The 25606-nt window shown below is 63.3% G+C and carries 25 protein-coding genes; 9 read left to right on the top strand and 16 right to left on the bottom strand.

Annotated features, from left to right (window positions below; genetic code table 11):
* Positions 1 to 49 precede the first annotated feature (49 nt).
* The 6 genes from WCY17_RS03280 to WCY17_RS03255 all read right to left on the bottom strand — a co-directional run bounded on the left by WCY17_RS03280 (position 50) and on the right by WCY17_RS03255 (position 6917).
* A complete protein-coding gene (locus WCY17_RS03280; RefSeq protein ID WP_372700738.1) occupies positions 50 to 835 on the bottom strand; it encodes an ABC transporter ATP-binding protein in 786 nt (261 codons plus the stop codon).
* Entirely contained in the window at positions 835 to 2085 is a 1251-nt protein-coding gene (locus WCY17_RS03275) for an ABC transporter substrate-binding protein (RefSeq protein ID WP_372700737.1), read from the bottom strand. The genes WCY17_RS03280 and WCY17_RS03275 overlap by 1 nt, the downstream gene beginning before the upstream one ends.
* Positions 2086 to 2180: 95 nt before the next feature.
* Positions 2181 to 3254, bottom strand: coding sequence for a branched-chain amino acid ABC transporter permease (locus tag WCY17_RS03270; protein WP_372700736.1), 1074 nt, complete (start codon positions 3252 to 3254; stop codon positions 2181 to 2183).
* Between the two features lie 5 nt (positions 3255 to 3259).
* Positions 3260 to 4138: a branched-chain amino acid ABC transporter permease gene (locus tag WCY17_RS03265; protein WP_372700735.1), complete on the bottom strand. Its 879-nt coding sequence runs from the start codon at positions 4136 to 4138 to the stop codon at positions 3260 to 3262.
* A 3-nt stretch (positions 4139 to 4141) separates the two neighbouring features.
* Positions 4142 to 6118: a long-chain fatty acid--CoA ligase gene (locus WCY17_RS03260; RefSeq protein WP_372700734.1), complete on the bottom strand. Its 1977-nt coding sequence runs from the start codon at positions 6116 to 6118 to the stop codon at positions 4142 to 4144.
* Positions 6111 to 6917 carry an ABC transporter ATP-binding protein gene (locus tag WCY17_RS03255; RefSeq protein ID WP_372700733.1) on the bottom strand — a complete coding sequence of 269 codons (807 nt, stop codon included), beginning with the start codon at positions 6915 to 6917 and terminating at the stop codon, positions 6111 to 6113. The genes WCY17_RS03260 and WCY17_RS03255 overlap by 8 nt, the downstream gene beginning before the upstream one ends.
* A 281-nt stretch (positions 6918 to 7198) precedes the next feature.
* Between WCY17_RS03255 and WCY17_RS03250 the strand changes: the two genes are divergently transcribed.
* The 5 genes from WCY17_RS03250 to WCY17_RS03230 all read left to right on the top strand — a co-directional run bounded on the left by WCY17_RS03250 (position 7199) and on the right by WCY17_RS03230 (position 12397).
* Positions 7199 to 9655, top strand: a complete 2457-nt coding sequence (locus WCY17_RS03250; RefSeq protein WP_372700732.1) for a ribonucleoside-diphosphate reductase subunit alpha — start codon at positions 7199 to 7201, stop codon at positions 9653 to 9655.
* A gap of 17 nt (positions 9656 to 9672) precedes the next feature.
* Positions 9673 to 10788, top strand: coding sequence for a ribonucleotide-diphosphate reductase subunit beta (locus WCY17_RS03245; RefSeq protein WP_372700731.1), 1116 nt, complete (start codon positions 9673 to 9675; stop codon positions 10786 to 10788).
* 98 nt (positions 10789 to 10886) lie between these two features.
* Positions 10887 to 11117, top strand: a complete 231-nt coding sequence (locus WCY17_RS03240) for a glutaredoxin family protein (RefSeq protein ID WP_372700730.1) — start codon at positions 10887 to 10889, stop codon at positions 11115 to 11117.
* A 105-nt stretch (positions 11118 to 11222) separates the two neighbouring features.
* Positions 11223 to 11687: a DUF4262 domain-containing protein gene (locus tag WCY17_RS03235; RefSeq protein WP_372700729.1), complete on the top strand. Its 465-nt coding sequence runs from the start codon at positions 11223 to 11225 to the stop codon at positions 11685 to 11687.
* A 41-nt stretch (positions 11688 to 11728) separates the two neighbouring features.
* The gene (locus WCY17_RS03230; RefSeq protein ID WP_372700728.1) at positions 11729 to 12397 is read left to right on the top strand and encodes an RraA family protein; all 669 of its coding nucleotides are present in this window, start codon (positions 11729 to 11731) and stop codon (positions 12395 to 12397) included.
* 130 nt (positions 12398 to 12527) lie between these two features.
* On the opposite strand, the gene WCY17_RS03225 is transcribed toward WCY17_RS03230, so the two are convergent.
* From WCY17_RS03225 to WCY17_RS03185, 9 genes are all read right to left on the bottom strand, one after another.
* Complete coding sequence (locus tag WCY17_RS03225; RefSeq protein WP_372700727.1) at positions 12528 to 13499, bottom strand: tripartite tricarboxylate transporter substrate binding protein; 972 nt, start codon at positions 13497 to 13499, stop codon at positions 12528 to 12530.
* A 192-nt stretch (positions 13500 to 13691) separates the two neighbouring features.
* Positions 13692 to 14345: a 2-dehydro-3-deoxy-6-phosphogalactonate aldolase gene (locus WCY17_RS03220; protein WP_372700726.1), complete on the bottom strand. Its 654-nt coding sequence runs from the start codon at positions 14343 to 14345 to the stop codon at positions 13692 to 13694.
* 10 nt (positions 14346 to 14355) lie between these two features.
* Positions 14356 to 15438: a 2-dehydro-3-deoxygalactonokinase gene (locus WCY17_RS03215; RefSeq protein WP_372700725.1), complete on the bottom strand. Its 1083-nt coding sequence runs from the start codon at positions 15436 to 15438 to the stop codon at positions 14356 to 14358.
* Between the two features lie 13 nt (positions 15439 to 15451).
* Positions 15452 to 16522 (bottom strand): Ldh family oxidoreductase, encoded by a 1071-nt coding sequence (locus tag WCY17_RS03210; RefSeq protein ID WP_372700724.1) that lies wholly within the window; start codon positions 16520 to 16522, stop codon positions 15452 to 15454.
* Between the two features lie 32 nt (positions 16523 to 16554).
* Positions 16555 to 17310 carry an SDR family NAD(P)-dependent oxidoreductase gene (locus tag WCY17_RS03205; protein WP_372700723.1) on the bottom strand — a complete coding sequence of 252 codons (756 nt, stop codon included), beginning with the start codon at positions 17308 to 17310 and terminating at the stop codon, positions 16555 to 16557.
* A 108-nt stretch (positions 17311 to 17418) separates the two neighbouring features.
* A complete protein-coding gene (locus WCY17_RS03200) occupies positions 17419 to 18201 on the bottom strand; it encodes an SDR family oxidoreductase (RefSeq protein ID WP_372700722.1) in 783 nt (260 codons plus the stop codon).
* Positions 18198 to 19688, bottom strand: coding sequence for a tripartite tricarboxylate transporter permease (locus WCY17_RS03195; protein ID WP_372700721.1), 1491 nt, complete (start codon positions 19686 to 19688; stop codon positions 18198 to 18200). The genes WCY17_RS03200 and WCY17_RS03195 overlap by 4 nt, the downstream gene beginning before the upstream one ends.
* A gap of 13 nt (positions 19689 to 19701) precedes the next feature.
* Positions 19702 to 20175, bottom strand: a complete 474-nt coding sequence (locus tag WCY17_RS03190; protein ID WP_372700720.1) for a tripartite tricarboxylate transporter TctB family protein — start codon at positions 20173 to 20175, stop codon at positions 19702 to 19704.
* A gap of 92 nt (positions 20176 to 20267) precedes the next feature.
* Positions 20268 to 21239: a tripartite tricarboxylate transporter substrate binding protein gene (locus WCY17_RS03185; RefSeq protein ID WP_372700719.1), complete on the bottom strand. Its 972-nt coding sequence runs from the start codon at positions 21237 to 21239 to the stop codon at positions 20268 to 20270.
* A 125-nt stretch (positions 21240 to 21364) separates the two neighbouring features.
* Between WCY17_RS03185 and WCY17_RS03180 the strand changes: the two genes are divergently transcribed.
* Positions 21365 to 22528: a fumarylacetoacetate hydrolase family protein gene (locus WCY17_RS03180; protein WP_372700718.1), complete on the top strand. Its 1164-nt coding sequence runs from the start codon at positions 21365 to 21367 to the stop codon at positions 22526 to 22528.
* A 22-nt stretch (positions 22529 to 22550) separates the two neighbouring features.
* Here WCY17_RS03180 and WCY17_RS03175 read toward each other — a convergent pair whose 3' ends face one another.
* Complete coding sequence (locus tag WCY17_RS03175; protein WP_372700717.1) at positions 22551 to 23294, bottom strand: FadR/GntR family transcriptional regulator; 744 nt, start codon at positions 23292 to 23294, stop codon at positions 22551 to 22553.
* Between the two features lie 196 nt (positions 23295 to 23490).
* On the opposite strand from WCY17_RS03175, the gene WCY17_RS03170 reads away from it, so the two are divergent.
* The 3 genes from WCY17_RS03170 to WCY17_RS03160 are packed head-to-tail and all read left to right on the top strand — an operon-like array spanning position 23491 to position 25576.
* Positions 23491 to 24174 carry an amino acid ABC transporter permease gene (locus WCY17_RS03170; RefSeq protein WP_372700716.1) on the top strand — a complete coding sequence of 228 codons (684 nt, stop codon included), beginning with the start codon at positions 23491 to 23493 and terminating at the stop codon, positions 24172 to 24174.
* A gap of 9 nt (positions 24175 to 24183) precedes the next feature.
* Positions 24184 to 24831 (top strand): amino acid ABC transporter permease, encoded by a 648-nt coding sequence (locus tag WCY17_RS03165; protein ID WP_372700715.1) that lies wholly within the window; start codon positions 24184 to 24186, stop codon positions 24829 to 24831.
* Positions 24832 to 24841: 10 nt separating this feature from the next.
* A complete protein-coding gene (locus WCY17_RS03160; protein WP_372700714.1) occupies positions 24842 to 25576 on the top strand; it encodes an amino acid ABC transporter ATP-binding protein in 735 nt (244 codons plus the stop codon).
* The last annotated feature ends 30 nt before the right edge of the window (positions 25577 to 25606 follow it).

Here is a 25606-nt window from a genome sequence, read left to right as displayed (position 1 = left end):
CTGGCCAGGCCTGAGCATCGGGCCTGCGAGCGCCCGGCCAGCCCGATGTTCAGGCCAGCCAGCGCTTGCGCCGGCGGTAGTGCTTCACGTTGTGATAATCGACCTGGCCGGCACCCCCCAGGTAGAAGTCCTGTACGTCGGGGTTTTTCTTGAGATCGGCGGCGCTGCCGCTCATGACGACCTGGCCGTTCTCGATCAGGTAGGCGTGGTCGACGATCTCGAGTGCCGCCGTGGCGTTCTGCTCGACCAGCAGTACGCTGGTTTGCGTTTCACGGTTGATCTGACCGATGATGCCGAAGATTTCCTGCACCAGCCGGGGCGACAGGCCCAGGCTGGGTTCATCGAGCATGAGCAGCCTGGGCTCGGTCATCAGCGCGCGCCCTATGGCCAGCATCTGCTGCTCGCCGCCCGACAGATAGCCGGCCTTGGTGTTCGAAAACTGCGTAAGCCGCGGAAAGAAGCCGTACACCTGATCGCGCAGCTGATTCAGGCGCGAACGAGAGCCACCGGAACGATAGGCGGCCAGAAGATTGTCGTCGGGGGTCAGGTGGCCGAAGATGCGCCGGCCTTCCATCACGTGCACCAGCCCCATGGCCACACGCCGGGCCGCACCGAGCGGGACGATGTTCTGCCCCAGAAACTCGATGCTGCCGCGGGTGACCTCGCCGCGCTCGGGGGCCAGCAGGCCGCTGATGGCCTTGAGCGTCGTGCTCTTGCCCGCCCCGTTGGCCCCCAGCAGGGCGACCATGCCGCCCTGCTCGAGGCTCAGCGAAACGCCACGTATGGCAAGGAACACCTTGTCGTAGACGACTTCGACGTTGCTGAGTGCGAGCATTACTTGCCTTCTTTCTTGTACTGCTCGGCGCCCTTGTTGATTTCTTCCCAGACGATGTCCTGGAAGGATGCGTGCCAGTCGGTCTCGGGTGCCCACGTCTCGCCATCCCAGGACACTACGCGCCCCTGGCCGCCACCCTGGTGATCCTGCGCCGAAAAGGTGACTGGCGGCATCAGGCCCTGTGCATCGTAGCCTTCGATGAGTTCGAAACCCTTGCGCAGTTTTTCACCGGTGAGCGGTTCGCCGAACTCGGCCAGTGCCTTGCGGGCGGCTTCGGCGGCCACGGCCATGGTGGCCACGCCGATGTTGTAGTACGTGCTGCCGACGCGCTCTTTGGGGCCCGCGCCCTTGCCCGGCTCAATCACCGTGCCGACGATCTCTTTCAGGAGGGGCGAATCAGCGCCATTGACCGTGGGCGAAAATTTGCGCACCCCTTTTGCGGTGTCGCGGCCCACCGCGTCCATGTCGGCCTCGGCCAGCCAGACCACCGAATGTATCTGCTCGGGCTTGATGCCATTGCGAATGGCATCGCGGATCGACACGGCCTGGCCCCCGCCAGCCCCCCAGATGATGACGAAATCCGGCTTGTAGCGGCGCACATCGGACCAGGTAGTGGTCTGTTCGTTGCCCGGGCTGGCGTACGGAAAGGTCTTGAGCTCGAACCCGAGGTCTTTGGACAAGGCCTCGAGCACCGGAATCGGTTCTTTGCCAAAAGGCGAATCGATATACACGTGGGCGACTTTCTTGCCCTTGAGCCCGCCTTCCTGCTGGTTCATGAAATCGGCCAGCAGCGCCGCCTGCGACCAGTACGTGGCCATGACCGGGAAGACATACGGGAACGCCTCGCCCTGGCTGGCATCGCCGCGCCCATGCAGCGCCGTGATCATCACGATCTCGTCTTCGTTGACCCGATTCACCATGGCGCGCGCCACCGGCGTGCTGAGGAAATCGACCAGCACGGCGCCATCGCGCTTGGCCCGGTTGTAGGCCTCGATACCCCGCTGCGGTTGATTGCCGGTGTCGGACACCGACAATTCGATGAGATGCCCATCGACCCCGCCCTGCTCGTTGAGCAGCGTGATGTAATCGCGCTGGCCCTGGCTGTACTCGTCTGTCAGGAAGGTATACACCGCGGTGAAATCCACCGGCGTGGCGAACTTGATGGGCGCCTTTTCGGCCATGGCCGGTGTGCTGCCCAGCGCTGCACCCAGTGCAGCCACAATGGCCAGACGTTTGATGATGTGTTTCATGATGCTTCCTCCAGGTCACGGACCTTGCAAGGCCCTGTCGTCTTGATGTTTCACTGCGTTTGCGCAGGCTTTTCGCCTGCACGACTGCACCCCAGTCAGAGATCAGAGTGCCGGAACGGCCACACCAGCAGGTACTTGCGGATGTTGTCGTAAATCTTGCCCAGACCCAGGGGCTCGAGCAGCAGAAAGCCGATGATGAGCACGCCATAGATCATGAGCGGAATATGCGAAAGCAGATTGGTGGACGCGTTCAGCCAGCCCAGATCATTGAGCAGCACCACCAGATTGGTGAGGACGATGGGCACCAGCAATACGAAGGCCGCCCCCAGATAGGCGCCGATCACGCTGCCCAACCCGCCCACCAGCACCATGGCCACCAGTTGCACCGACACATTGAAGGTGAACTGTTCGGGGGTCACGGCCTGGTAGTAGCAGAAAGCCAGGACGGCGCCCGTGACCCCGCCCAGGAACGAACTGGTGAAGAACGCCACCAGCTTGAAGCGCACCACGTGAATGCCGATGACCGCAGCTGCGTAGTCTTTGTCGCGCACCGCCACCAGGGCCCGGCCCACGGCCGAGCGTTTGATGTTGAGCAGCAGCAGGGTGACAAACAGGACCCAGAGCAGCGCCACGTAGTAGCGTGCCACCCCGGTTGCCAGGGGCACGAACAGGAATGTGGTGGACGGCGCCTGCAGCGTGGCCTGCGCTCCGCCACTGATCACTGGCACGTTGATGATCACCCAATCGACCAGATACTGCATGGCCAGTGTCGCCATGACCAGATACAGCCCCTTGACCCGCAGGGCGGCGGCCCCGAATACCGTGCCGATCAGGGCCGCGACCAGGCCCGCGCCGAGCAGGGCCAGTTCGAAGGGCAGGCCCGCGCGCACCAGGTGGATGCCCGAATAGGCGCCAATGGCCATGACGGCGGCAAAGCCGAAATGCAACTGGCCCGCAATGCCCATGAGCAGCGTGAGCGACAGGGCGGCCGCAGTGAAGATGAGCCAGGGCAGCAGGTAGCTGAGCAGATAGAAGGGGCTGAAGAGCACGGGCGCCAGACACGCCAGGGCCAGCAGCACCCCCACCTGCCAGCGGTCGGCCGGTATGGGCCAGAGCTGGCGTGCGGCGGCGTAGCGTGTGTGGCGGATGCCCGAGAGACGATAGAACATGGCGCCTACACCCTTTCGATGTCTTCACGGCCGAAGATGCCGTACGGCCGGATCATGATGGTGACCAGGATGATGAGCGAGGTGACCACGTCGCGGGTGCCCCCGCCGGCCAGTTCGTCGAGATAGCCGGGGATCACGCTGCCCAGCACGCCGACGATCAGACTGCCGACCAGCACGCCCACCACGCTGTCGAGCCCCCCCAGAATGACCACCGCAATGGCCGGGAACAGCAGTTCGGACAGGGTCCAGTCGACCCCCTGCACCGAGCCCCAGATCGCCCCCGCGGCAATGGCCGACAGACCCGCCAGCCCCCAGGAGATACCGATGGCCCGCTCGACTGAAATGCCCACCGACCAGCTCGAGACGTGGTCGTCGGACACCGCCCGCAGCTTGGTGCCCAGACGCGTGCGAAAGAACAGCAATGAAGCCGCGATGAGCACCAGCGCCACGATGCCGCCGATCAGGTAGACGCGGTTGATGAAGACATCACCGATGATGACGGGCGCAAGCGGCACGCCCAGATCGATCTGCTTGGGCGAGGCCCCCAGGAAGCCGGGCCCGACCCCGCGCAGGAAGATCTCGAGCCCCAGGGTCAGCATGACGATCATGATGATGGGCTGACCCACCATCTTGCGCAGCAACAGGCGCTCGGCCAGCAAACCAAACAGGAACATCAGCACCAGCCCCAGCGCAATGGCCAGCCAGACGGACAAGCCGACCATGACCAGCATCCAGATGACGTAGCCGGCCAGCATGATCATCGCGCCCTGGGCCAGGTTCACCACCCCCGAAGACTTGTAGATGAGCACGAAGCCCAGGGCCGCCAGGCCATACATGGCGCCGGTCAGGGCGCCGTTGACGAGCAGTTCGATGAAATACGACATGGCTTATTTCCCTGCCGGTACGGTGACCAGGGCGAGATCGCGCCGGAGCACCCCGGTATCGCCTGTTTCATAGACGATGGCGGCTTCGTACTCGACCCGCGCCTGATCGGAATACAGGGCTTCGATGATGGGACGATACTTGTCGTCGATCACCTTGCGCCGCAACTTGCGGGTGCGGGTGACTTCGCCATCGTCGGCATCGAATGCCTTGTGCAGATTCACGAAACGGCGGATGGCCAGCTTCTCGGGCAGCACGCGATTGGTCTGGGCCACGACCCCGGCAATGAGTTCGACCACCCGGGCTTGCTGTGCCAGTTCGGCATACGAGGAATACGGCACCCCGTGCTCCTGGGCCCAGTGACCCACCGCGCGGAAATCGATGCACACGATGGCCGCCAGGTGCTCGCGCCCCTGACCCAATATGCAGGCATCCTGGATATAGTGGCTGAATTGCAGGCGGTTTTCGATGTAGGTGGGGATGAAACGCTCGCCCTGGCCCGTATGCACGACCTCGGACACCCGCCCCAGCACCACGAGCTGGCCGTCTTCCTGGAAATAGCCGGCGTCGCCCGTATGCAGCCAGCCGTCATGCAGGACTTCGGCCGTGGCCTGGGGATTGCGGTAATAGCCATCGAAGACGTTATCGCCGCGCATCAGGATCTCACCCTGGTCGTCGATGCGCATCTCGACCCCGGGGAATGGCTCGCCCACCGTATGCAGGGCCACCGAACCGGATGGCTGTGCCGCCGCCAGGGCGCAGTTTTCAGTCTGCCCGTAGAACTGGCGCAGATCCAGGCCCAGCGCCCTGAAAAACAGGAAGACTTCTTCCCCGATGGCCTCGCCGGCCGTATAGGGGCGCTGCACGCGGGCCAGCCCGAAGTGATCCTTGATCGGGCCCTGGACGAGCCATTCGCCCACCTGGCGCCAGATGCGCTCGCGCCAGGTGGGCGAATGGCCTTCGAGACGGCGGCGTTCGAGCCCGATGGCGAACGGCATGAAATGCCGATACAGGGCCCGCTTGAACGGGGTGGACTCATCGATCCCCACCTGGATGCGCGTGAGCATGTCGGACCAGGTGCGCGGTGAGCAGAAATACAGCGTCGGGGCGATCTGGCGCAGGTCTCGCCGCACGGTTTCGCGGCTCTCGGGCAGGTTGACCACGAAGCGCAGCGCAATCGCCGCCCCGACGGAAAAGATGAAGTCGCCCACCCAGGCAATGGGCAGGTAGGCCATGTGTTCTTCACCCTCGATGAAATAACCGGCGGCTGCGGCATTGCGCACCCCGTACAGGATGTGCCCATGACGCAGCGGGATACCCTTGGGTGCGCCGGTGGTGCCCGAGGAATGCAGCAGCGCCGCGATGTCGTGCACACTGCTGCGCCCCAGCAACTGCTCGCGCAGACCGGGTTCGGCGGCCAGCCGCGCGGCACCCTGGGCCGTGACGGCCTGACAGGCGCACAGGCTGCCCTGATCCTTCAGGCCGCGGGGGTCATCATAGAGGATGAGGTCGAAATGGCAGTCGTAATGCTGTTGAATGTAGAACAGCTTGTCGACCTGTTCCTGATCTTCGGCCACGGCATGGCGGATGGACTCGCTGCGGATCTGGCCGGCCAGCCCCTCAGGCGGCTGATCCGGATAGGCCGGCGACGGGATGGCGCGCAGCGCAATGGCCCCCAGCATGCCGAAATAGAGCGCTGGCCGGTTGTCGCCCACGAACAGGACCACATCGCCGGGCCCCACCCCGCGGGCTTCCAGACCCGCGGCGAATTCGAGTACCGCCTGCAGGTATCGGGCCCAGGTGTATTCTTGCCAGATGCCATGGTCGTATTCGCGCATCGCCACCCGGTCTGGATGCTGCCGTGCGTTCTCGGCCAGCAGGGCGAGCAGATTGTCTTCGGTGCGCCAGTGCGGATGCAGGCGCCGCGAGAGGTCGAGATCCGGATCGAGGCCAGGGACCAGGTCGGCAGACGCATCATGCATGACCCACCTCGACCTTGCCGATGTAGGCCGCGACCACATCCGGGTTGGCAATCACCTCGCGAGGCAGCCCCTCGCAGATTTTTTCGCCGTTGTTGAGCACCACCAGGTGGTCGCAGATGGCGGTGACCACATCCATATGGTGCTCGATGAGCAGGATGGTGAGGCCCAGGGCTTCCTGGGCATCGAGGATGAAGCGCACCATGTATTCCTTTTCTTCCTGGTTCATGCCGGCCATGGGCTCATCGAGGATCAGGAAGGTGGGTTCGGCCGCCAGCGCCCGCGCGAGTTCGACCCGCTTCTGCGTGCCCAGCGGGATCACGTCGACCGGCTCGTCGCGCACGTTTTCGAGTTGCAGCAGATCGATGATGGCCTCGACCTTGTTGCGATTGGCGATTTCTTCTTTTTGTGCGCGCCACCAATAGAGCATGGCCCCGATGACCGTGGGGTTCATGAAATTGTGCCGACCCAGCAGGATATTGTCGAGCACGCTGATGCCCTTGAACAAAGCGACGTTCTGGAAGGTACGCGCAATGCCTTGCTGCGCCACCTGATGGGGCTTCAGATCGTTCAGGCGCAGGCCGCCAAAGCGGATTTCACCCTGCTGCGGCGGGAAAAAGCCCGTGATGGCATTGACGGTGGTGGTCTTGCCCGAACCGTTGGGGCCGACCAGGCCGAGAATCTGGCCGCGACGGATGTCGAAGCTGACGTCTTTCATGGCCTGCAGGCCGCCGAACCAGCGGCTGATCTGCGTGCACGACAGGACGATGTCAGCTTGATCGACTGTTGCCGCTATGACCATGCCATGACCCTCTTGATGCCTGACGATGAAATTGATGCTGCAGTACGGACGTTAGCTGCTGTTTCGCCAATGAAACTGTCAGCTTTGTGACATTCCCGGGGAATCGAGGGTAAATCCCCATGGGGACCGCATGGCTTCGCGCGCTTCGGCGCCGCGTCAAAACCCATGGCGACTGGCAAATGAACATACCATACCTAGTGTTGCGAATAGTGCGCTACACTACATCTTGTTTTTCGCCCCCACACCAAGGGGGCGCGCCCCATGAACCACGGAAACACCTCGTGATCAAACACATCATCAAGCGCGACGGCCGCCTCGAGCCCTATATCCCCAGCAAACTCAACGGCTGGGGGCGCTGGGCCGCCGCCACCCTGGGCGACAAGGTCGACTGGAGCGGGATCGTCATCCAGGCCGTGAGCGCGATGCCCGAGACCGTCAGCACGGCAGAACTGCAGGAGAAGCTCATCCAGGCCTGCCTCGACAAGGGGACCTGGTCTTACTACCTGATGGCGGGGCGTCTGTACGCATCGCACCTGCACAAGATCATCCACGGCGCGCAAATCCCCACCGTACGTGCGCTGCACGACAAAATGGTGGCCGATGGCGTCATGCTGCGCCTGAACTACAGCACAGCCGAATACGATCAGATCCAGGGCTTCGTGAACCATGCCCTGGATTACGATACACCCCATTTCTCGCTGCATTACATCCGCCGCAAATACAGCCTGCAGAACCGGGTCACCCGCAAGGAATACGAAACCCAGCAGTTCGTCTACCTGCGCATGGCCATGGCCCTGGCCGAACACGAACCCGCCGAACGGCGCCTGGCCCTGGTGCGGCGCTTCTACGACGAATTTTCAGCCAAGCGCATCTCGGCACCCACGCCCAACTACGTCAATCTCGGCACCAAGCTGCGCGGTTTTGCCTCATGCTGCCTGTACGTGTCGGGCGACTCGGAAGCCTCGCTGGCGATCGGCGATCACATCGCCTACCGCATGACGGCGGCCTCGGCAGGCATCGGCAGCCACCTGATCACGCGCAGCAAGGGGGATTCGGTGCGCGGCGGGCTGATCCAGCACCAGGGCAAGTTGCCCTACTTCGCATCCATGGGCAAGGCCGTGCACGCCAACATGCAGGCCGGCCGCGGCGGCGCCTGCACCACGTACTACTCGGGCTTCGATCCCGAGGCCGAAGTCATTGCCTATCTGCGCAACCCACGCAGTACCGAGGACCGCAAGAACCGCGACCTGCACTATGCGCTGGTCACGAACAAGCTGTTTGCCGAGAAGGTGGCGCGCAACGAAACCGCGTTCTCATTCAATGTACATACCGCCCCGCGGCTCACCGAACTGTTCTTCAGTGCCGATGCGGCCGCCTTCAAGGCCGAATACGAGCGGCTCGAACAGGATCCGGGGTTCCACAAAGAGTATTTCAAGCCTCGCGATCTGCTCCTCACCTCCCTGAACGAGGCCCTGGAAACCGGGGTGGCCTATCTGGCCATCATCGACGAAATGAACCGCCACACCCCGTTCAGGGAACCCATCCACTCGAGCAACCTGTGCCTGGAGATCAGTGAACCCAATCGCCCCTACACGCAGATGCAGGACCTGTACGCCGATCATGAAGTCGGCTTCATCGACGTCGAACTGGGCACGGGCGGGCAGCGTCGCTTCAACTTCAACGAGGCCCTCGAGGTCGCCGCGCCCGGCTCGATGCTGCCGCGCACGATCTATGCCGGCGAGCTTGCGCCGGGTGACGTCATTCTCACCCCTGACGCCAGCCTGGCGGTCAGCCGCATCATCGAGGTGCACGAAGAACCCGAAATCGCGCTGTGTTCGCTGGGGGCCATCGCGTGCGACGCGATCGACGAGGACGACGACGAGGCCTACCAGGAGGCCATGTACCTGAGCCTCAAGATGATCGACTACTGCATCCTGAATTCCGACTACGTGCTCCCGCACGTCGCCGTCACGGCCAAGGCGCGCATGAATGCCGGCGTGGGGCTGATGGGGGTGGCCACGCTCATGGCGCGCAAGCGGCTGCGCTACGACACCGACGCCGGGCGCGAAGAACTGCACCGCATTGCCGAACGGCACATGTACCATGCCATCCGGGCCTCGTTGCGCATCAGCCAGGAACGCGGTCTGGCACGCTGGATGCACAAGACCCGCTGGCCCGAAGGCTGGCTGCCCATCGACACCTACAACCGCAACGTGGACGAACTGGGCAACTTCCGCTACCGCTACGACTGGGAGGCGCTGCGTGCCGAGATCATCGCGAACGGCGGTATCGGGCACTCGTGCCTGGTGGCCTACATGCCCGGCGAATCATCCAGCAAGGCGCTCGGCAAGCCGAACGCCATCTATCCGGTACGCGACACCACGCTCAACAAGACCGACGGCTCGGTCACCATCCGCTGGGCGGCGCCTTTCAGTGATGACCCGGCCTGGCTGTATCAGTCGGCCTGGGACATCCCCGAGGTCGACATGATCAAGGCCTATGCCGTGATGCAAAAATTTACCGACCAGGGCATTTCGGCCGATTTGTGGCGGCGCATCAAGGATGACGACAAGGTATCCAGCCGCGAACTGCTCACACACTATTTCACCATGGTCAAGTACGGCATGAAGACGCGTTATTACTACAACTCGAACGTGGCATCCGACAAGACCCTCGAGAACGCCGGCCGCATCTCGGACCTTCTCGATGAGGCAGCCTGCGAAGGCTGCACCATGTAACCCAACTGGACCCAGCCATGACGCAATCCCTGCCGACCCGGATATTCAATACTGAAAAGACCGATTATGCCTTCCCGGAAATCATCCTCGGGCAGGACGTCGGCCTGTTCGACACCATCAACAAGTTCTATCCCGAACTCTGGAAACTCTACAAGACGCTCAAGAATCAGGACTGGGACGAGAACGAGTTCGACTACTCGACCTGCAACGTGCAGTTCAAGACCTGTGACCGCCATACCTACGACATGATGGTCAAGACCCTGGCCTGGCAATGGGAGGCCGACAGCGTGGCGGCGCGCTCGATCGCGGCGGTGCTGGCGCCGGTCTGCACGAGCAGCGAGGCCTGGTCGGGCTGGATCGAAATCACCCGCAACGAGATCGTGCACGCGGCCACCTATTCCGAGATCGTGCGCAACAGCTTCGACAACCCCGACGACATCCTGAATGAGATCCTCTCGGTGCAAGAGGCCATGAGCCGCCTGAAGACGGTGGCCGTGATCTACGACAGGGCACTGAGCGTCAGCTACGATTACGCTCGGGGGGTGCGCGAAAACGACCAGGACACGTACAACGCCATCTACCTGTTCATCGTCGCCCTGTTGTGCATGGAGCGCATCCAGTTCCTCGCCTCGTTCGCCGTCACCTTCGGCATCTGCGATGGCACCGGCCTGTTTCAGCCCATCGGCAAGGCCATCCAGAAGATCGCCCAGGATGAATTCGAAGTCCATGTGCAATATGGCAAGGAAGTCCTGCGCGCGCTCTTCAAGACCGAACGCGGCCGCACGGCCTTCGAGCAGACCCGCGGCACCATCGTGCAGATGATCGACGAGGTCGCCGCCAGCGAGATCGAATGGACCGAATACGCGTTTTCAGAAGGGCGCGAGCTCACCGGGGTGACCTGCCAGATGATGAAGGACTGGGTGCATTTCAGCGCCACCGATGTCGCCCGGTTCTTTGGCGTGGACAATGAAATCAGCTTCCCCCTGATCGAGGAAAACCCGCTCAAATACATGGAAAACTGGCTCAACATGAGCAAGGTTCAGGCCTCCAACCAGGAAGAGGACACGGCCCAGTACAAGGTGGGGGTGATGCGCCGCGATGACGAAGACCAGGTCTTCGACGTCGATTTCTGACCCCGTTTTCCGGACCCTGCCCGGACCACACCCTGACCACAACCATCCTGGCCATACAACAACCCCGTCGACAACCATCCTGTCCACAAGGAAGACTCATGACCATCACCGTCTATTCGAAACCCGATTGTCCCCAATGCGAACTCACCAAGCGTGACATGGACATCCTGGGGATCGACTATCAGACCGTCGACATCACGCGCGAGCACGCCGAACTCGAACGGCTGGCGCGCCTGGGCTACCGCAGCGCGCCCGTGGTCGAAACCACGCACCAGACCTGGTCGGGATATGATCAAGACAAGATCAAGGCCCTGGTCTCCTACGCCTGAACTGCGTGCACGGCCGGCGCGCCAGGGCCCGCACGCGGCATGGCTGCCCATGCGCATGCAAATCCTGTCACGCACTGATCCTGCGGCAACCCGGTACAGTACACCATGACCGACGACACGAACCGCATCAAGCTGCAGGGCTTTCTCGAAGACAAGCTCAAGTGGCACGACTACACCCACATCGTGGTGGCCGATGACGACATGCCGAAGGCGCAGTGGTTCATGCATACTGTGGGGCGCGCCCGCGCCGGCCTGCCCGAACTCATCCTTACAGGCCCGATCGACCCCCAGCAGGCGATGGACCTGGTCAGTGATGTGGTGGCCCATGAGCGCCGGGCTGGTGGCCTGGCCATCGGTACGCTGCCGCTGGATGCGGCGCGCCAGCCACTGCGCCTGGTCGACGCCAGCAACCCTTTCGTGCTCGAGAAGCGCGTGGCCCAGGCCAGCAGCCGCTTCGGCAGCGGGATTCGCGTGTTGCAGATTCTGTGGGCCGATCAGGCCGGCCACTTTCCGGATGATCCGGCTTATGATGAATCAGGCAACCCGCAGCAATTGCTGCAGGCACCCTGAAGGCGTTCATCACAGTCCAATCGATCAAGGAGCCACCTTCCATGACCCCATCATTGCCGGATTTCAAGACACTCAAGCATTCGCTGTATACGGCCGTGCTGTCTGACGTGCTCGACAGCATGGGCTACCGCGATCAGGCCATGCGGCCCTTCGTGCGCCCGCTGGATGACAGCAGCGTTCTATTCGGACGCGCCCGCACGGGTTATTTCATGAACACTTTTTCAGTGGCCGAGGGCGAAAACCCCTACGAGCACGAAATCGCCCTGATCGATGATCTCAAGCCCGATGACATCGTGGTGCTGGGCTGCGATGGGCCCACGACCCGCATCGCCCCATGGGGCGAGCTGCTCTCCACGGCCAGCCAGTATCGCGGCGCGACGGGCTGCGTCACCGATGGTCTGGTGCGTGATACACGCCAGATCCGTGAAATGGGTTTCCCCGTGTTTCATGGCGGCATCGGGCCGCTCGATTCCCGCGGCCGCGGGAAAATGATGAACTACGACCTGCCCATCCAGTGCGCAGGCGTCACGGTGTGTGCCGGCGATCTGGTCTTCGGCGATGTCGACGGCGTCATCGTCATCCCTGCCAGCATGGCAGGCCAGGTGATCGAGCAGGCCCTGCACAAGATCGAGCAGGAAAACCACACGCGCGATGAACTCGCCCGGGGCCTGCTGCTGGGCGATGTATACCGGAAATACGGGGTGCTGTAACACGGCACGCGGTACGCGGCGGGCATGCATCCCATGCGCCAGCCACCGCGCACGGCGGCATCCTGCGGGCAGCACGGGTGGCCCCGGCGGGCCCGGCGGCAAACCACACGCCGGCAGGGCCCGTGCCCCGTCAATCCTTCGCCAGGCCTACCTTGCCCATCACCGTGCCCATGTCGGCATCGGCCTTCGCCATGAAGGCGCCGAAGTCTGCGCCATTGGCCCACACGATTCCATACCCCTGCTGGTCCATGAAATCCTTGTATTCCTGGCTGTGATTGATCCGGTCGAGCACCTCTTCGAGCCGCGCCGAGACGTCAGCCGGCAGGCCCTTGGGAGCCACGATGCCACGCCAGGCGCCCATGGTCCAGTCTGAACCGGTTTCCGCAGCCAGCGTGGGGATATCCGGATACAGCCCTGAAGACGCATTGTCCATGATGGCCAGTGTCCTGGCCTTGCCATTATCGATCATTGCACGTGCTTCGGGCAGCGAGGCCGGGACGATATCCACCCCACCCGCCACGAGTTCCAGCAGACCGGGCGAGGCGCCGTCCGAAGGCACAAAACGAATGGCATCGGGGGCGATGCCCTGATCGCTGAGCATGCCGGCCAGTGCCAGATGCCAGACGCCACCCTCGCCATCGCCAGAGGCCTTCAGCTTGCCCGGATTGTCGCGTGCAAACGCCAAAAGATCCTTGATCGAGTGAAAGGGAGAATCCGCGCTGACCGTGATGGCCGACGGATCGAAATTCATCAGGGCCAGCGGGGTATAGGCATCGGGCGTGAGGTCGGTCAGGCCCAGATGATGCATCATGGTGATTTCGACCGTCGCCATGCCCAGCGTGTAGCCATCCGGTTTGGCGTTGGCCATGGCCTGATGGCCCACCACGCCATTGCCACCCGAGCGGTTGATCACGTTGACCGGCTTGCCCAGTTCCTTTTCCATGATGCTGCCTATGATGCGGGCTGTCGCATCCGTGCCGCCGCCTGCACCCCATGGAACGATCAGGGTGATCGGCCGCTCGGGAAATGCCGCCATGGCACTGGTCGCAGCGACGGCCAGCACCACGGCCAGCATCATGCGGCCCAATGGGTCTGTTTTCATTGTCTCTCTCCTGAAGTATCCGGATGCCGGCAGATTGCGCCTGCGACGCTCCGAGCACCTAGAAATAGATCCACACCATCGGCCCTGTCAACCCCGATCATGCCATCCACGATCATGTCGACCCCGATCACGTCAACCGTGATCATGCTGACCCCGGTCATGCCGGCCCCGGTCAGGTCGACCCTGGCCGCCTCAACCTGGGTCGCCGTCGACTGTGCCCCAGGCCTGCACGAAGGCCCGCGCACGCGCACGCACGGTATCGACCGCGTCACCCGGCCGGTACAGCGCCCCCCCAAGGCCAAAGCCGGCCGCGCCCGCAGCCCGATAAGGAGGCAACGAGGCCGGCACGATGCCTCCGACCGGCAGCAGGGGCACATCGGCAGGCAGCACCGCACGCCAGGCCTTCAGTATGGGGGGCTGCAACAGTTCGGCAGGAAAGAGCTTCAGCCCCGCCGCCCCGGCGGCCAATGCGGCAAACGCCTCGGTCGGTGTCGCGACCCCCGGCAGCACCACCAGGCCGGCTGCAACCCCAGCCTGGATCACGGCCACATCGGCGTGCGGCATGACCTGCAACTGGCCACCGGCATCCGCCACCTGACGCACCTGCTGCGACGAAAGCACCGTACCCGCACCCACCATGGCATCTCCGGGCAAATGGCGCACCAGATCGGCGATGCTGTGGTATGGGTCCGGCGAATTCAAGGGCACCTCGATCAGGCGAAACCCCTCTTCGTACAGCATCTCACCCACAGGAACGGCATCTGCCACGGGCAAGCCCCGCAGTATGGCCACCATGCCCGTACTCGAAAGCGCCTTGTGAAAGCGCTGCAACCGTGATCCCCGCATGCGCGTTACCTCATTCAGTTTCAGGATGCCGCTGACGGATCAGGGCCCACAGGCCATGCACCACGGCATCCTCGGCAAGTACCAGTGCCTGATGCCCGTGATGCTGCAGTGCAGCAAGATAGCGCCGGCACAGGGCCGGCCGGCCGACCAGGGCCATGGACGCCTGCCGCCAGACGGTCGGCAGCCGGGCCAGCAGGCCGTTGACCTCATGCCCGATCAGCAGGCCGGACAGATAATCATGCTGTTCGGCACCATCCAGTTGCCCCGTCAGACCCAGCGCACGACAGCTGAATGCGGTCGACAGCAGGCCGGCCCGCCCGGCGTCGGAGCCCGCATTGCGTACCCCGGACATGAAGGCCGGTGACACCTCGTCGGCGGCCTGCGTTGCCGGCTGCTGCATGGTGCGACCGAGAATCGTATGCTGCACCAACGCGGCGAAAATCTCGCCGGTCATGAACGTATCGAAATGCCGGATGCAGTCATCCTGCACCCGGACCCACTTGCTGTGCGTACCGGGCAAACCCAGCAGCCAGCGCCCCTGCAGTGTTCGACTGCGCAGCAAGGCCGGCACCCCGGCGATCTGGGTTTCTTCACCGCGCAGCACATTGGGCAAGGCCCCCATCTCGATCAGGCCCGGGGCAATGGCCACCACGACCCCCCGACCGGCATCGACCCCGGTGACCCCCCTGGCCAGTGCATGCAGATCGATGGGCAATGGCTGGTAAGGCGCGTTGCACCAGCCCTGCGCACTGCCCACCATACCGCAGGCCACGACATCGGGCACCGTGCCAGCCTGGCGCAGCCAGTCGCCCACGAACCGCCACAGGGTGGCCTGAAACGCAGCGCGCCGCTGAGCATCGGATTGCGCTACGATCACAGCATGGACCACGCCCTCATGCGCACCCGACCCGTCGGGCAGGTTCATGATGCCCCAGGGCGACTCGCGCTGTGCGAGCACCTGACCAGAGCGCGAAAACAGGTAGGCACGCAAGGCGCTGGTGCCCCAATCGAGGCCGATATACTGCGTACCCGCGCGCTGCATGCGCCTGGCGGTTTGCCCGGTCGCGATCGAATCCGGCATACGTGTGACCATGCTCCGGCTGACTTCAGCGGCCACGGCCCGACAAGGGCTGGGGAAACGGCACACCCAGTTGCCGGCCTTTTTCGACCAGCATGGGCGCAATGGACGGATGCAGCCGCAGCCCGGATTTTTCCTGCTGGCGCTTGAGCGCCAGGCCACGATCTCCAGGCATGCGCACCGCTTCGCCCCCAGGCCGGGGCGGGTTGCTGCGGCAGGCCTGGGCCAGCCAGTCGGTTTGCCGTGTGAAACCGGCCAGGCCGCCAAACGCCTCGGGATCGAGCACGGTGAGGTACACCGTCGCCCCCCAGCCCTCGGCCGGATCGGCCCGCCCGTGACCGGCCAGCCCGCCCGTCAGGGCCTCGATGAGCACCGCCAGCGCGAACCCCTTGTGGCCGGCCTGCACCCCCCCCAGTGGCAGAATGCTGCCAGGCGGCTCGGTGAACAGGACAGCCGGGTCACGGCTGGGCTGCCCCTGGGCATCGAGCAGGCAATCGTAGCCAAATGCACGCCCTTCCTTGTACAGGCGGCCGCTCAGGCCATTGGTGACCAGAGAAGCCGAGATATCGATCAGGAACGGGCCGTCGGACGCCGGGATGCCTGCTGCGATGGGGTTGGGCGTGAAAATGCCGCGGGTACCGCCAAAGGGGGCCACACTGCCGCCATTGGGATCGGAACTGGCCAGAATCATCAACAGGCCCTGTTCCGCGGCTTCCAGCAGGTAGGCGGCGAGGCAGGCGATGTGGTGGCTGCGCCGGATGACCAGACTGGCACTGCCCAGTTCGCGCGCCCGCGGCATCAGGGTACGCATGCCCTCGCGCACCAGCCAGGGGCCGGGCAGGCGCTGCCCGTCCCAGCACAGCGCGGCGGGTCGATCGGAGACCACCTGGACCGCACCCGTGAGGTTCATGTGCCCGGCGCGAATTTCATCCACGTAGGGTGCCAGCAGCGCCAGACCGTGCGTATCATGCCCGAGCAGATCGCCCAGCACCAGCACCTCGGCCACGTCGCGGGCCATGCCCGGCGGCATGCTGACGGCCTGCAGGAGATCGGCCGCAAACGTGCGCAGGGCATCGGCGGGAAAGCGGGGTTCAATCATGATGTGGTCATTTCAGTCATGGTGCAGCCATTCTAATAAGTGGCCCGGCCACCGGAGACGTCGAAGACCCCACCCGTGGAAAACGAGCAGTCTGCCGACGCCAGCCAGGCGAGCAGGCGGGCCACTTCTTCCGTCTTGCCGAAGCGCCCCATGGGGATCCTGGACAGCATGTACTCGATGTGCTCGGGCGTCATCTGCGAGAACATGGCCGTATGCACGGCAGCCGGCGTCACGCAATTGACCGTGATGCCGGTTCGGGCGAGTTCCTTGCCCAGCGACTTGGTGAACGCAATGACCGCCGCTTTCGAGGCACTGTAGGCCGAGGCATTGGGATTGCCTTCCTTGCCGGCAATGGAGGCGATATTCACGATACGGCCGTAACCGCGCTCTTTCATGGCCGGCACCAGGGTACGGCACGTGAGAAAAGTACCCCGCAGGTTGATGGCCATGACGCGGTCCCAGTCGGCCGTGCTGTACTCGCACACGGTCTGGTTGGGGCCGGTGATGCCTGCGCTGTTGATCAGGATCGACGGCGCTCCGGCGGCCTGGGTGCTGGCGCTTGCAGCGGCCTGCACCGAGGCCTCGTCGCTGACGTCGACCACCTGGGCATGCACCTGGCCCGGGGCCAGCGCCGCGCGGGATTCCTGCAGCATTTTTTCGTCGTAATCCCACAGGCTGACCGTGGCCCCCCCTTCGAGCAGCAGGCGCACAGTCGCCAGGCCGATGCCGGACGCACCGCCGGTGACCACGGCGTGCTGGCCGGAAAAGTCATAATGATTGCTGGACATGCGATTTCCCTTGCAGCCTGGGTGGTGAATGAATTCGCGCACGTCGCTACACGGCGCGCGCCCTCGCAACCCCGCCCAGGCGCAGGGCAACGGGAGAATCGCGCAGGATCAGCCGCGGCCGATGTACGGCATCTTGGTGGCCATTACGGTATGGAAGAGCACATTGGCATCGGGTGGCAGGCTGGCCATGTACAACACCGACTGCCCCACGACGCCAACGTCCATGACCGGCTCGACACCCAGTTCGCCATTGGCCTGTGGCACCCCTTCGTGCATCCGGGCCGTCATGGCGCTGGAGGCATTGCCGATATCGATCTGCCCGACTGCAATGTCGTACTTGCGCCCATCGAGCGCAGCCGACTTGGTCAGTCCGCTGACTGCATGCTTGGTGGCCGTGTAGGGGATCGAATTGGGGCGCGGCGCATGGGCCGAGATCGAGCCATTGTTGATGATGCGCCCGCCACGCGGGCTTTGCGCCTTCATGACGCGGAAGGCTTCGCGCACACAGAGGAACATGCCCGTGAGATTGACGTCGACCACCTGCTGCCACTGCGCCAGCGTGAGGTCTTCGAGCAGCACGCCAGGCGCGCCACAGCCCGCGTTGTTGAAGAGCACGTCGAGCCGGCCGAACGCCTGCACGCAGGTGGCAAACAAGTGTCCCACCGCCTGTTCGTCGGTCACATCGGCCGGCACGACCAGGGCCCGGTCACCCGCAGCCGATGCCTGGGCCACGGCCTGCAGGGGTTCGACGCGCCGACCCGCCAGAACCACCCGGTACCCCCCCGCGAGCAGGGCCAGGGCCGCCGCACGCCCCACACCGCTGCCGGCCCCGGTGACCAGGGCCACCTTGCCCGTTGCGCCTGTCTGAGTTGCGCCTGTCTGAGTATTCATGCTGTTCTCCTTGAGCGAATGAGCCGCAGCACCAGCGGGATGATCCAGATGGCCAGCGTGATGACCCCCAGGGTACCCGCAATGGGCCGATCGAAGAAGGCGAGCAAGTGGCCATCGGACTTGATGAGCGAGCTCACCAGATTGCTTTCCAGCATGCCACCCAGGATGATGCCCAGGATGGTGGGCGCCAGGGGAAAGCCGTTTTCTTCCATGAGATAGGCGATCAGGCCGAACGCCAGGGTGACACCCACATCGAAGAAGCTGTTCTGGATGGAATACGAGCCCACCAGACAGAACAGCAGGATGATGGGCATGAGGATGTTGCGCGGCACCGAGAGCACCGTGCGCGCCAGGCGGATGGCCGCATAGCCCAGCGGCAGCATCAGCAGGTTGGCCAGGATGAAGATCAGGAAGATCGCATACAGCGGCACCGGGTTGACCATGAAGATGGTGGGCCCCGGATTCAGGTTCTTCATGTAGAGCACGCCGATCACGATGGCCGTGATCGAGTCGCCCGGGATGCCGAACACCAGCGCCGGTATCCACGCGCCGCCCAGCGAGGCATTGTTGGCCGAACTGGCCTCGACGATGCCTTCGACATGCCCGGTGCCGAATTTCTCGGGCTCCTTGGAGAACTTCTTGCTCAGCCCGTACGAGATGTAAGCCGCAATATCGGCGCCGGCCCCCGGCAGGGCCCCCACCACCACCCCCAGCGAACTGCCGCGCAGGACGGACACGGGATACTTGACGACCAGCCGGCCGATGCCCGAGAAAATCGGCCCCACGTTCGAGCCCACGCGCTCGAAGCCCTTGGCGCTGCTGATGGCATAGCGCAGGACCTCGGACACGGCAAACATGCCCACCATGATGGGGATCAGCGACAGCCCGCCCAGCAGATCACCCGAGCCGAAGGTGAAGCGGGGAAAACCGCCCGGGTTGTTCATGCCTATGGTGGTGACGAAGAGCCCGATCAGCAGCGACACGAACCCCTTGAGCGGGCTTTCGGAGGCGATGAAGATGGCGCAGGTAAGGCCCAGCAGAACCAGCCAGAAATACTCGTACGTGGAGAAGTCCAGGGCAAATTCGGCCAGCACGGGTGCAAAGAAGATCAGCACCAGAGTGCCGAACAGGCCGCCCAGCACGGAACACACCAGCCCCGCGCCCAGGGCCTTGCCCGCTTCGCCCTTGAGGGTCATCGCATGGGCTTCGTCGACATAGGCGGCCGAAGACGGCGTACCGGGAATGCGCAACAGGCAGCCCGGGATGTCGCCCGAGAAAATGGCCATGGCCGTAGCCGTGACCATGGCGGCAATCGCCGGCACGGGCGGCATGAAAAAGGTGACCGGAACCAGCAAAGCCACTGCCATGGTGGCACTCAGCCCGGGGACGGCACCCATGAACAGGCCGTACATGGCCGAGAACAGCACCACCAGCAATACGTAGGGGTCGGCGATCAGGGCCAGTGCGTTGAGCAGAATATCAAACATGTGTCAGCCCCTCTTACCAGGCAAAGGGTTCGAGAACCCCCCACGGCAGGGGTACGTGCAGCAGGGAATAGAAGATGTAGAAAATGACCAGGCTGCTCGCGATGGCGATCAGCAAGGCCTTGGTGGAGCGCACGCCGAACGCCAGGAAGAAGAACAGCAGGAACAGGGCCGAAAGAATGATGAAACCGATGAGATCGATGAACACCAGGTACAGCACGACCATGAGCGGCACCAGCCAGAAACGGAAGGTGGCGTGCGCGCTGCGGAATTCTTCGGCCAGTTTCAGCCACGGATCACGCGGATGCCTGGCAAGCCCCTGGCGCACCAGCAGTACGGCGCAGATCATGAAACCCACCCCGATCACGCTGGGGAAAGCCCTGGGGCCGAAGTCCTGGCCCGGGATATGGGGAAAGGTTTGCGAATACAGCAATACCGCCAGGCCAAAGAGCCCGAGGAACAGACCGGTCAAGACGTCGCTGACTTTCATGGAAGGACGTTTCCGAAAATTGAAGCCGGCGGGGCAGAACGCAGCCCAGCCGGCAAAGGTTTTACATCAATCAGACAATGGGCGGCAAGCCATTACTTCTTGGCCATGCCGAGCAGGTTCAGGACTTCGCCCATGTCGGCATCGCTCTTGGCCATGAATTCGCCGAATTTCTCGCCGCCATCCCAGGCGATCCCGTAACCCTGCTTGTTCATGAAGTCGCGATATTCTGCGCTATGGTTGATCTTGTCAAGGACTTCGACGTATTTGGCCGTGACCTCGGCCGGCAGGCCTGCAGGGGCCACCATGCCGCGCCAGGCCCCCATGGTCCAGTCTGATCCGGTGAGCGACTTGAGGGTGGGCACATCGGGATAGAGCACCGGGGGTTCGTTGGCCATCACCGCCAGCGGCTTGGCCTTGCCGGCATCGATCATCGAACGGGCCTCGGGAATCGAGACGGGCGCGACATCGACGCCACCGGCCACGAGTTCGAGCATGCCCGGCGCCGCACCATCGGAAGGCACCCAGCGGATGGAATCCGGCTTGATGTCGAGCGAATTGAGCATGCCGGCCAGCGCCAGGTGCCAGATGCCGCCTTCGCCGGTGCCCGATGCCTTGAGCTTGCCCGGTTCGGCCTTGGCCGCGTCGAGCAGATCATCCAGCGTCTTGAACGGGGAATTGGTGGCCACCGTGACGCCGGACGGATCGAAGTTCATGAGCGCCAGAGGCGTGTAGGCCTTGTAGGTGAGATCGGTCAGGCCGATGTAGTGCATCATGGTGATTTCCACCGTGGCCAGGCCAATGGTATAGCCATCGGGCTTGGCTTCGGCAATGGCCTTGTGCCCCACCACGCCATTGCCCCCCGCACGGTTGACCACATTGACGGGCTTGCCGAGTTCCTTTTCCATGATGCTGCCGATGATGCGCGCCGTGGCATCGGTGCCCCCGCCCGCCCCCCAGGGCACGATGAGGGTGATGGGCCTTTCCGGAAAGGCTGCCGTTGCCGGCACTGAAACCAGTGCGAGCGCCGTCGCCGTTGCAACCCCTGCCATTGAAAACCATTTCATGTCATTCTCCTTATCCATCGGATGATGCCAACAAGAGGTTATGATCCTAAAGAACATAGTGAATGCCCTACCACTAGGGATATCACCGACACCTCTGCCAAAAAACCTTGAAATACAGCCCTGCCATGAACCGCTCTCCAAGTCTGCTGCCAGAAGATCCAGCCCGGGCCCTGCTGATTGGCCGGATCCACGACCCCGAAGACCAGGGGCCCAGCATAGTGGCCATATACCGCGGCGCCGTGCATGATCTGACCCCCGTGTGCCCCACGGTATCACGCCTGCTCGAGCGTGACGACATCGCCGCCCTGGTGGCGCAAAGCGCACCCAGCACCCGCTGGGCGCTGGATGATCTGTTGCACCACACGCTCGAACCCAAGCCCCGGGCCGCCCACTTCGTGGCGCCTTGCGATCTGCAGGTGATCAAGGCCTGCGGCGTCACGTTTGCCGACAGCATGCTCGAGCGCGTCATCGAAGAACGGGCCGGGGGCAGCCCCGCCGAGGCCGCCCGCATCCGGGCGCAGATCGGCCAGGCCATCGGCACGGCCGTGTCCGACATCCGCCCCGGTTCAAAAGAAGCCGCCCAGGTGCGCGAATACCTGATCCAGGAAGGGCTCTGGTCACAGTACCTGGAAGTCGGCATTGGGCCCGATGCCGAAGTCTTCACCAAGGCCCCGGTGCTGTCCGCCGTGGGCACGGGCGCCGAAATCGGCATCCTCGAGGCGTCCGAGTGGAACAACCCGGAGCCCGAACTGGTGCTGGCGGTGAATTCGCGTGGCCAGATACGCGGCGTGACGCTGGGCAATGACGTCAACCTGCGCGATGTCGAAGGGCGCAGCGCGCTGCTGCTGGGCAAGGCCAAAGACAACAATGCCTCATGTGCCATCGGCCCGTTCATCCGGCTGTTCGACGCACAATTCACGCTCGACGAAGCGCGCCACCTGGAAATCCGCCTGAATGTCACCGGCACGGATGGCTTCGAACTCAATGGCTCGAGCTCGACCCATCGCATCAGCCGCGATCTGGAAGACCTGGTGGCCCAGACCTGTGGCCGCCACCACCAATACCCCGATGGCTTCATGCTGTTCACGGGCACGCTGTTTGCGCCCACCGACGATCGTGATGCCCCGGGCCAGGGCTTCACGCACCACCTGGGCGACATTGTGCGCATTTCATCACCCCGCCTGGGCTGCCTGGTGAACCGGGTCACCCATAGTGAAAAAGCCCCTGAATGGACGCGCGGCATCCACTGGCTCATGGACAATCTGGCGCGCCGCGGCCTGCTGGGCTGAGCGGTGGCAACAGGCGCGGGCATCAGCCGATCACCGTCATGAGGCGGGCATGCGCGCGTTTCAGGTGGCGCTGCATTGCCGCCATGGCCTGCAGCGGATCACGGTCGGCCACGGCGTGATAGATATCCGTGTGCTCCTGCAAGGCATCATCCCAGACTGTCTGCTTTTCGAACAGCCGGTGCATCGAGCCGGCGATGGGCATGTAGCGCTGATCGAACAGTTCACTGACCGTCTGTGAAAGCAGGCGGTTGTCGGCCGTGGCTGCCAGGGTCAGATGAAAGCTGCGGTCTGCATCGGCCAGCGTGCGGTCGCCCGGGCCACGCCGACGTTCAAGCGCGGTACGCATGGTCGCCAGGCTCTCGGCCAGATCCCTGATCTGGCTGCGCGAGATGTGGCGGGCTGCATGCGCCGCCACGCCGCTTTCCAGGAAGAAGCGCATCTCGCTCACCTCTTTCGGGCTGTAGCCCATGATGGTCTCGTTGACGGCATGGCCGACATCTGCTGCGGCCTCCTGGCGCGCCGCAGCCTGGCACAGGTAGATGCCCGAGCCCACGCGAATCTCGATCTCGCCCTGGAGTTCCAGCACGACCAGTGCCTCACGCAGGCTGGGCCGGGATACCCGCAGGCGCAGCGCCAGTTCACGCTCGGAGGGCAGGCGCGAGCCGGCCGGCAGGGACAGCCGGCTGATTTCGCGGCGCAGTGCCTCGGCGATCTGCAGGTAGCCCCGCGTCGACTCGACGACTGCCGGATGCTGGCTCGGGATCATGGCGCCTGCTCCTGTAGTTCATCAAAGCCCGCCCATTCTAGTCGCTCATGAGGTGTTGCAGACTACTTTGGTCAGACAGGTATCCATAAACTAGGGAAATCCATAACTGGTATTACCAATTTTTGTGTTTAGACTGTCGCAATGGGCCGTCAATTGCTTACTGGGGCCCGGTTCTTCTTGCCGCTGGAAAGCCCGCATGTCTTACCAATTCGACTTTGGCACCGTACTCGAATACTGGCCCATGCTGCTCGACGGCGCCGAAACCACACTGGTCATGTCGTTCTGGTCTACCCTGGCTGGTTTTGTGCTGGGTGTTGTCTGCGCCATTGCGCGCAGCTCAGGTGGGCCCGTGGTACGCAAGGCAGTCGGCGCCTATGTAGAAGTCATCCGCAATACGCCGCTCATCATTCAAAGCTACTTTTTCATCTTCGGCCTGTCCAGCGTGGGCTATACCATGTCCATCCTTGCGGGCGCCATCCTGGCCCTGGTCATCAATATCACCGCCTATACCTGTGAAATCGTGCGCGCCGGCATCGAGTCCGTGCCGCGCAGCCAGCGCGAAGCAGGTGAATGCCTGGGGCTGTCGCCCCTGCAAGTGTATTGGCACGTCATTCTGGTCCCTGCCCTGGAACGGGTCTATCCAGCGCTCACCAGCCAGTTCGTGCTGCTCATGCTGGTTACCAGCCTGCTGTCGGCAGTGGGCACCGAAGACCTCTTCGGCGTGGCTGAAAACATTCAGGCGCTGACCTTCCGCAATTTCGACGTATTCGTCGTGCTCTGGGTGATGTATCTGATCATGTCCGCGCTGGTGCGCGGCATGTTCATCCTGGCAGGCAAGTTCATGTTCGTCCGCAAACGCAAACTCGGCACGCTGCTCTGAGACCCTCTCATGAATCCCGACCAGATCCTGTATCTGCTGCAAGGCGCCTGGGGCACCGTCCTGCTCTCGGTGCTGACCTTCCTGTTTGCAGGCCTGCTGGGTCTGTGCATGGCATTGATGCGGGTATCCGACAATCGGCTGCTGCGGTACGGCGCATCAGGCTACATCCAGATTATCCAGGGCACGCCTTTGCTGGTCATCATGGGCCTGTGCTTTTATGGCCCGTCAGTCCTGGGGCTTGGCGACACGCCCGCACTGTTTGCCGCTGTGCTCGCCCTGACCATTCACTCGGCGGCGTTTCTCGGTGAGATCTGGCGCGGCTGCATCGAGTCAGTGCCACGCAGCCAATGGGAAGCGGCCGAATGCCTGGGCCTGAATCGCCTGCAGCGCATGTTCAAGGTGATTCTTCCGCAAGCCATCCGCATTGCGACGCCATCCACGGTGGGGTTCATGGTGCAGATCGTCAAGAACACCTCGTTTGCCTCATTGGTGATCGGTTTTGCCGAGCTCTCCTACAACGCCAAGATCCTGAACAACTCGACCTTCAAGCCATTCCTGTATTTCGGTGTGGCCGCCATGCTGTATTTCATCATCTGCTATCCGCTGTCCTGGCTCAGCCTGCGTCTGGAGCGCAGGCTGACGCTGGCAGGCTCCTGAGGAGGCCCGCATGACAGAAGTTGTACGCCTGACGAATGTACACAAGTGGTTCGGTGACAACCATGTACTCAAGGGCATTGACCTGAGCGTGTCCAGAGGCGAAATCATCGCCATCATCGGCCGCAGCGGCTCGGGCAAGAGTACGGCCCTGCGCTGCATGGATCACCTCGAAATCATCGACGAGGGCGAGATCATGGTGTGCGGGCATACCTTCGGCGCCGGCATGCGCAGCAAGGATCTCAAGCGCCTGCGCCTGGACGTGGGCATCGTCTTTCAGAGCTACAACCTCTTTCCGCACCTCACGGTTGAACAGAACATCACCCTGGCGCCGCGTTCGGTACGCAAGATGCCCCTGAGCCAGGCCCAGGACGTCGCGCGCAGGGTACTCACACAGGTGGGCCTGCTCGACAAGCTCCTGTTCTACCCCGAACAATTGTCCGGCGGGCAGCAGCAGCGCGTGGCCATCGCGCGGTCACTCGCCATGGATCCCAAACTGATGCTGTTCGACGAAGTCACCTCGGCACTGGATCCGCAACTCACCGCAGAGGTGCTGCGCGTCATTGAAACGCTGGCCAGCGAAGGCATGACCATGGTTCTGGTGACACACGAAATGGCTTTTGCCATGAGGCTTGCACATCGCATCATCTTCATGCACCAGGGCCGCGTGCATGAATCAGGGCCACCAGACATTCTGCGCAATCCGGGCACGCCCGAACTGCGCGATTTCGTCAGCAATGGGCTCTGACCTCCAACCAAGCCCGCATCCACTCGTCAG

This window comes from Castellaniella sp. (assembly GCF_041677825.1).
Taxonomy (GTDB): domain Bacteria; phylum Pseudomonadota; class Gammaproteobacteria; order Burkholderiales; family Burkholderiaceae_B; genus Castellaniella.
Note: the sequence above shows the minus strand (reverse complement) of the source record. Positions and strands in the feature narration are given on the sequence as shown.

Coding starts and splice junctions, on each gene's coding strand:
- WCY17_RS03280 (WP_372700738.1), bottom strand. CDS start 835: ATGCTCGCACTCAGCAACGTCGAAGTCGTCTACGACAAGGTGTTCCTT.
- WCY17_RS03275 (WP_372700737.1), bottom strand. CDS start 2,085: ATGAAACACATCATCAAACGTCTGGCCATTGTGGCTGCACTGGGTGCA.
- WCY17_RS03270 (WP_372700736.1), bottom strand. CDS start 3,254: ATGTTCTATCGTCTCTCGGGCATCCGCCACACACGCTACGCCGCCGCA.
- WCY17_RS03265 (WP_372700735.1), bottom strand. CDS start 4,138: ATGTCGTATTTCATCGAACTGCTCGTCAACGGCGCCCTGACCGGCGCC.
- WCY17_RS03260 (WP_372700734.1), bottom strand. CDS start 6,118: ATGCATGATGCGTCTGCCGACCTGGTCCCTGGCCTCGATCCGGATCTC.
- WCY17_RS03255 (WP_372700733.1), bottom strand. CDS start 6,917: ATGGTCATAGCGGCAACAGTCGATCAAGCTGACATCGTCCTGTCGTGC.
- WCY17_RS03245 (WP_372700731.1), top strand. CDS start 9,673: ATGACGCAATCCCTGCCGACCCGGATATTCAATACTGAAAAGACCGAT.
- WCY17_RS03240 (WP_372700730.1), top strand. CDS start 10,887: ATGACCATCACCGTCTATTCGAAACCCGATTGTCCCCAATGCGAACTC.
- WCY17_RS03235 (WP_372700729.1), top strand. CDS start 11,223: ATGACCGACGACACGAACCGCATCAAGCTGCAGGGCTTTCTCGAAGAC.
- WCY17_RS03230 (WP_372700728.1), top strand. CDS start 11,729: ATGACCCCATCATTGCCGGATTTCAAGACACTCAAGCATTCGCTGTAT.
- WCY17_RS03225 (WP_372700727.1), bottom strand. CDS start 13,499: ATGAAAACAGACCCATTGGGCCGCATGATGCTGGCCGTGGTGCTGGCC.
- WCY17_RS03220 (WP_372700726.1), bottom strand. CDS start 14,345: ATGCGGGGATCACGGTTGCAGCGCTTTCACAAGGCGCTTTCGAGTACG.
- WCY17_RS03215 (WP_372700725.1), bottom strand. CDS start 15,438: ATGGTCACACGTATGCCGGATTCGATCGCGACCGGGCAAACCGCCAGG.
- WCY17_RS03210 (WP_372700724.1), bottom strand. CDS start 16,522: ATGATTGAACCCCGCTTTCCCGCCGATGCCCTGCGCACGTTTGCGGCC.
- WCY17_RS03205 (WP_372700723.1), bottom strand. CDS start 17,310: ATGTCCAGCAATCATTATGACTTTTCCGGCCAGCACGCCGTGGTCACC.
- WCY17_RS03200 (WP_372700722.1), bottom strand. CDS start 18,201: ATGAATACTCAGACAGGCGCAACTCAGACAGGCGCAACGGGCAAGGTG.
- WCY17_RS03195 (WP_372700721.1), bottom strand. CDS start 19,688: ATGTTTGATATTCTGCTCAACGCACTGGCCCTGATCGCCGACCCCTAC.
- WCY17_RS03190 (WP_372700720.1), bottom strand. CDS start 20,175: ATGAAAGTCAGCGACGTCTTGACCGGTCTGTTCCTCGGGCTCTTTGGC.
- WCY17_RS03185 (WP_372700719.1), bottom strand. CDS start 21,239: ATGAAATGGTTTTCAATGGCAGGGGTTGCAACGGCGACGGCGCTCGCA.
- WCY17_RS03180 (WP_372700718.1), top strand. CDS start 21,365: ATGAACCGCTCTCCAAGTCTGCTGCCAGAAGATCCAGCCCGGGCCCTG.
- WCY17_RS03175 (WP_372700717.1), bottom strand. CDS start 23,294: ATGATCCCGAGCCAGCATCCGGCAGTCGTCGAGTCGACGCGGGGCTAC.
- WCY17_RS03170 (WP_372700716.1), top strand. CDS start 23,491: ATGTCTTACCAATTCGACTTTGGCACCGTACTCGAATACTGGCCCATG.
- WCY17_RS03165 (WP_372700715.1), top strand. CDS start 24,184: ATGAATCCCGACCAGATCCTGTATCTGCTGCAAGGCGCCTGGGGCACC.
- WCY17_RS03160 (WP_372700714.1), top strand. CDS start 24,842: ATGACAGAAGTTGTACGCCTGACGAATGTACACAAGTGGTTCGGTGAC.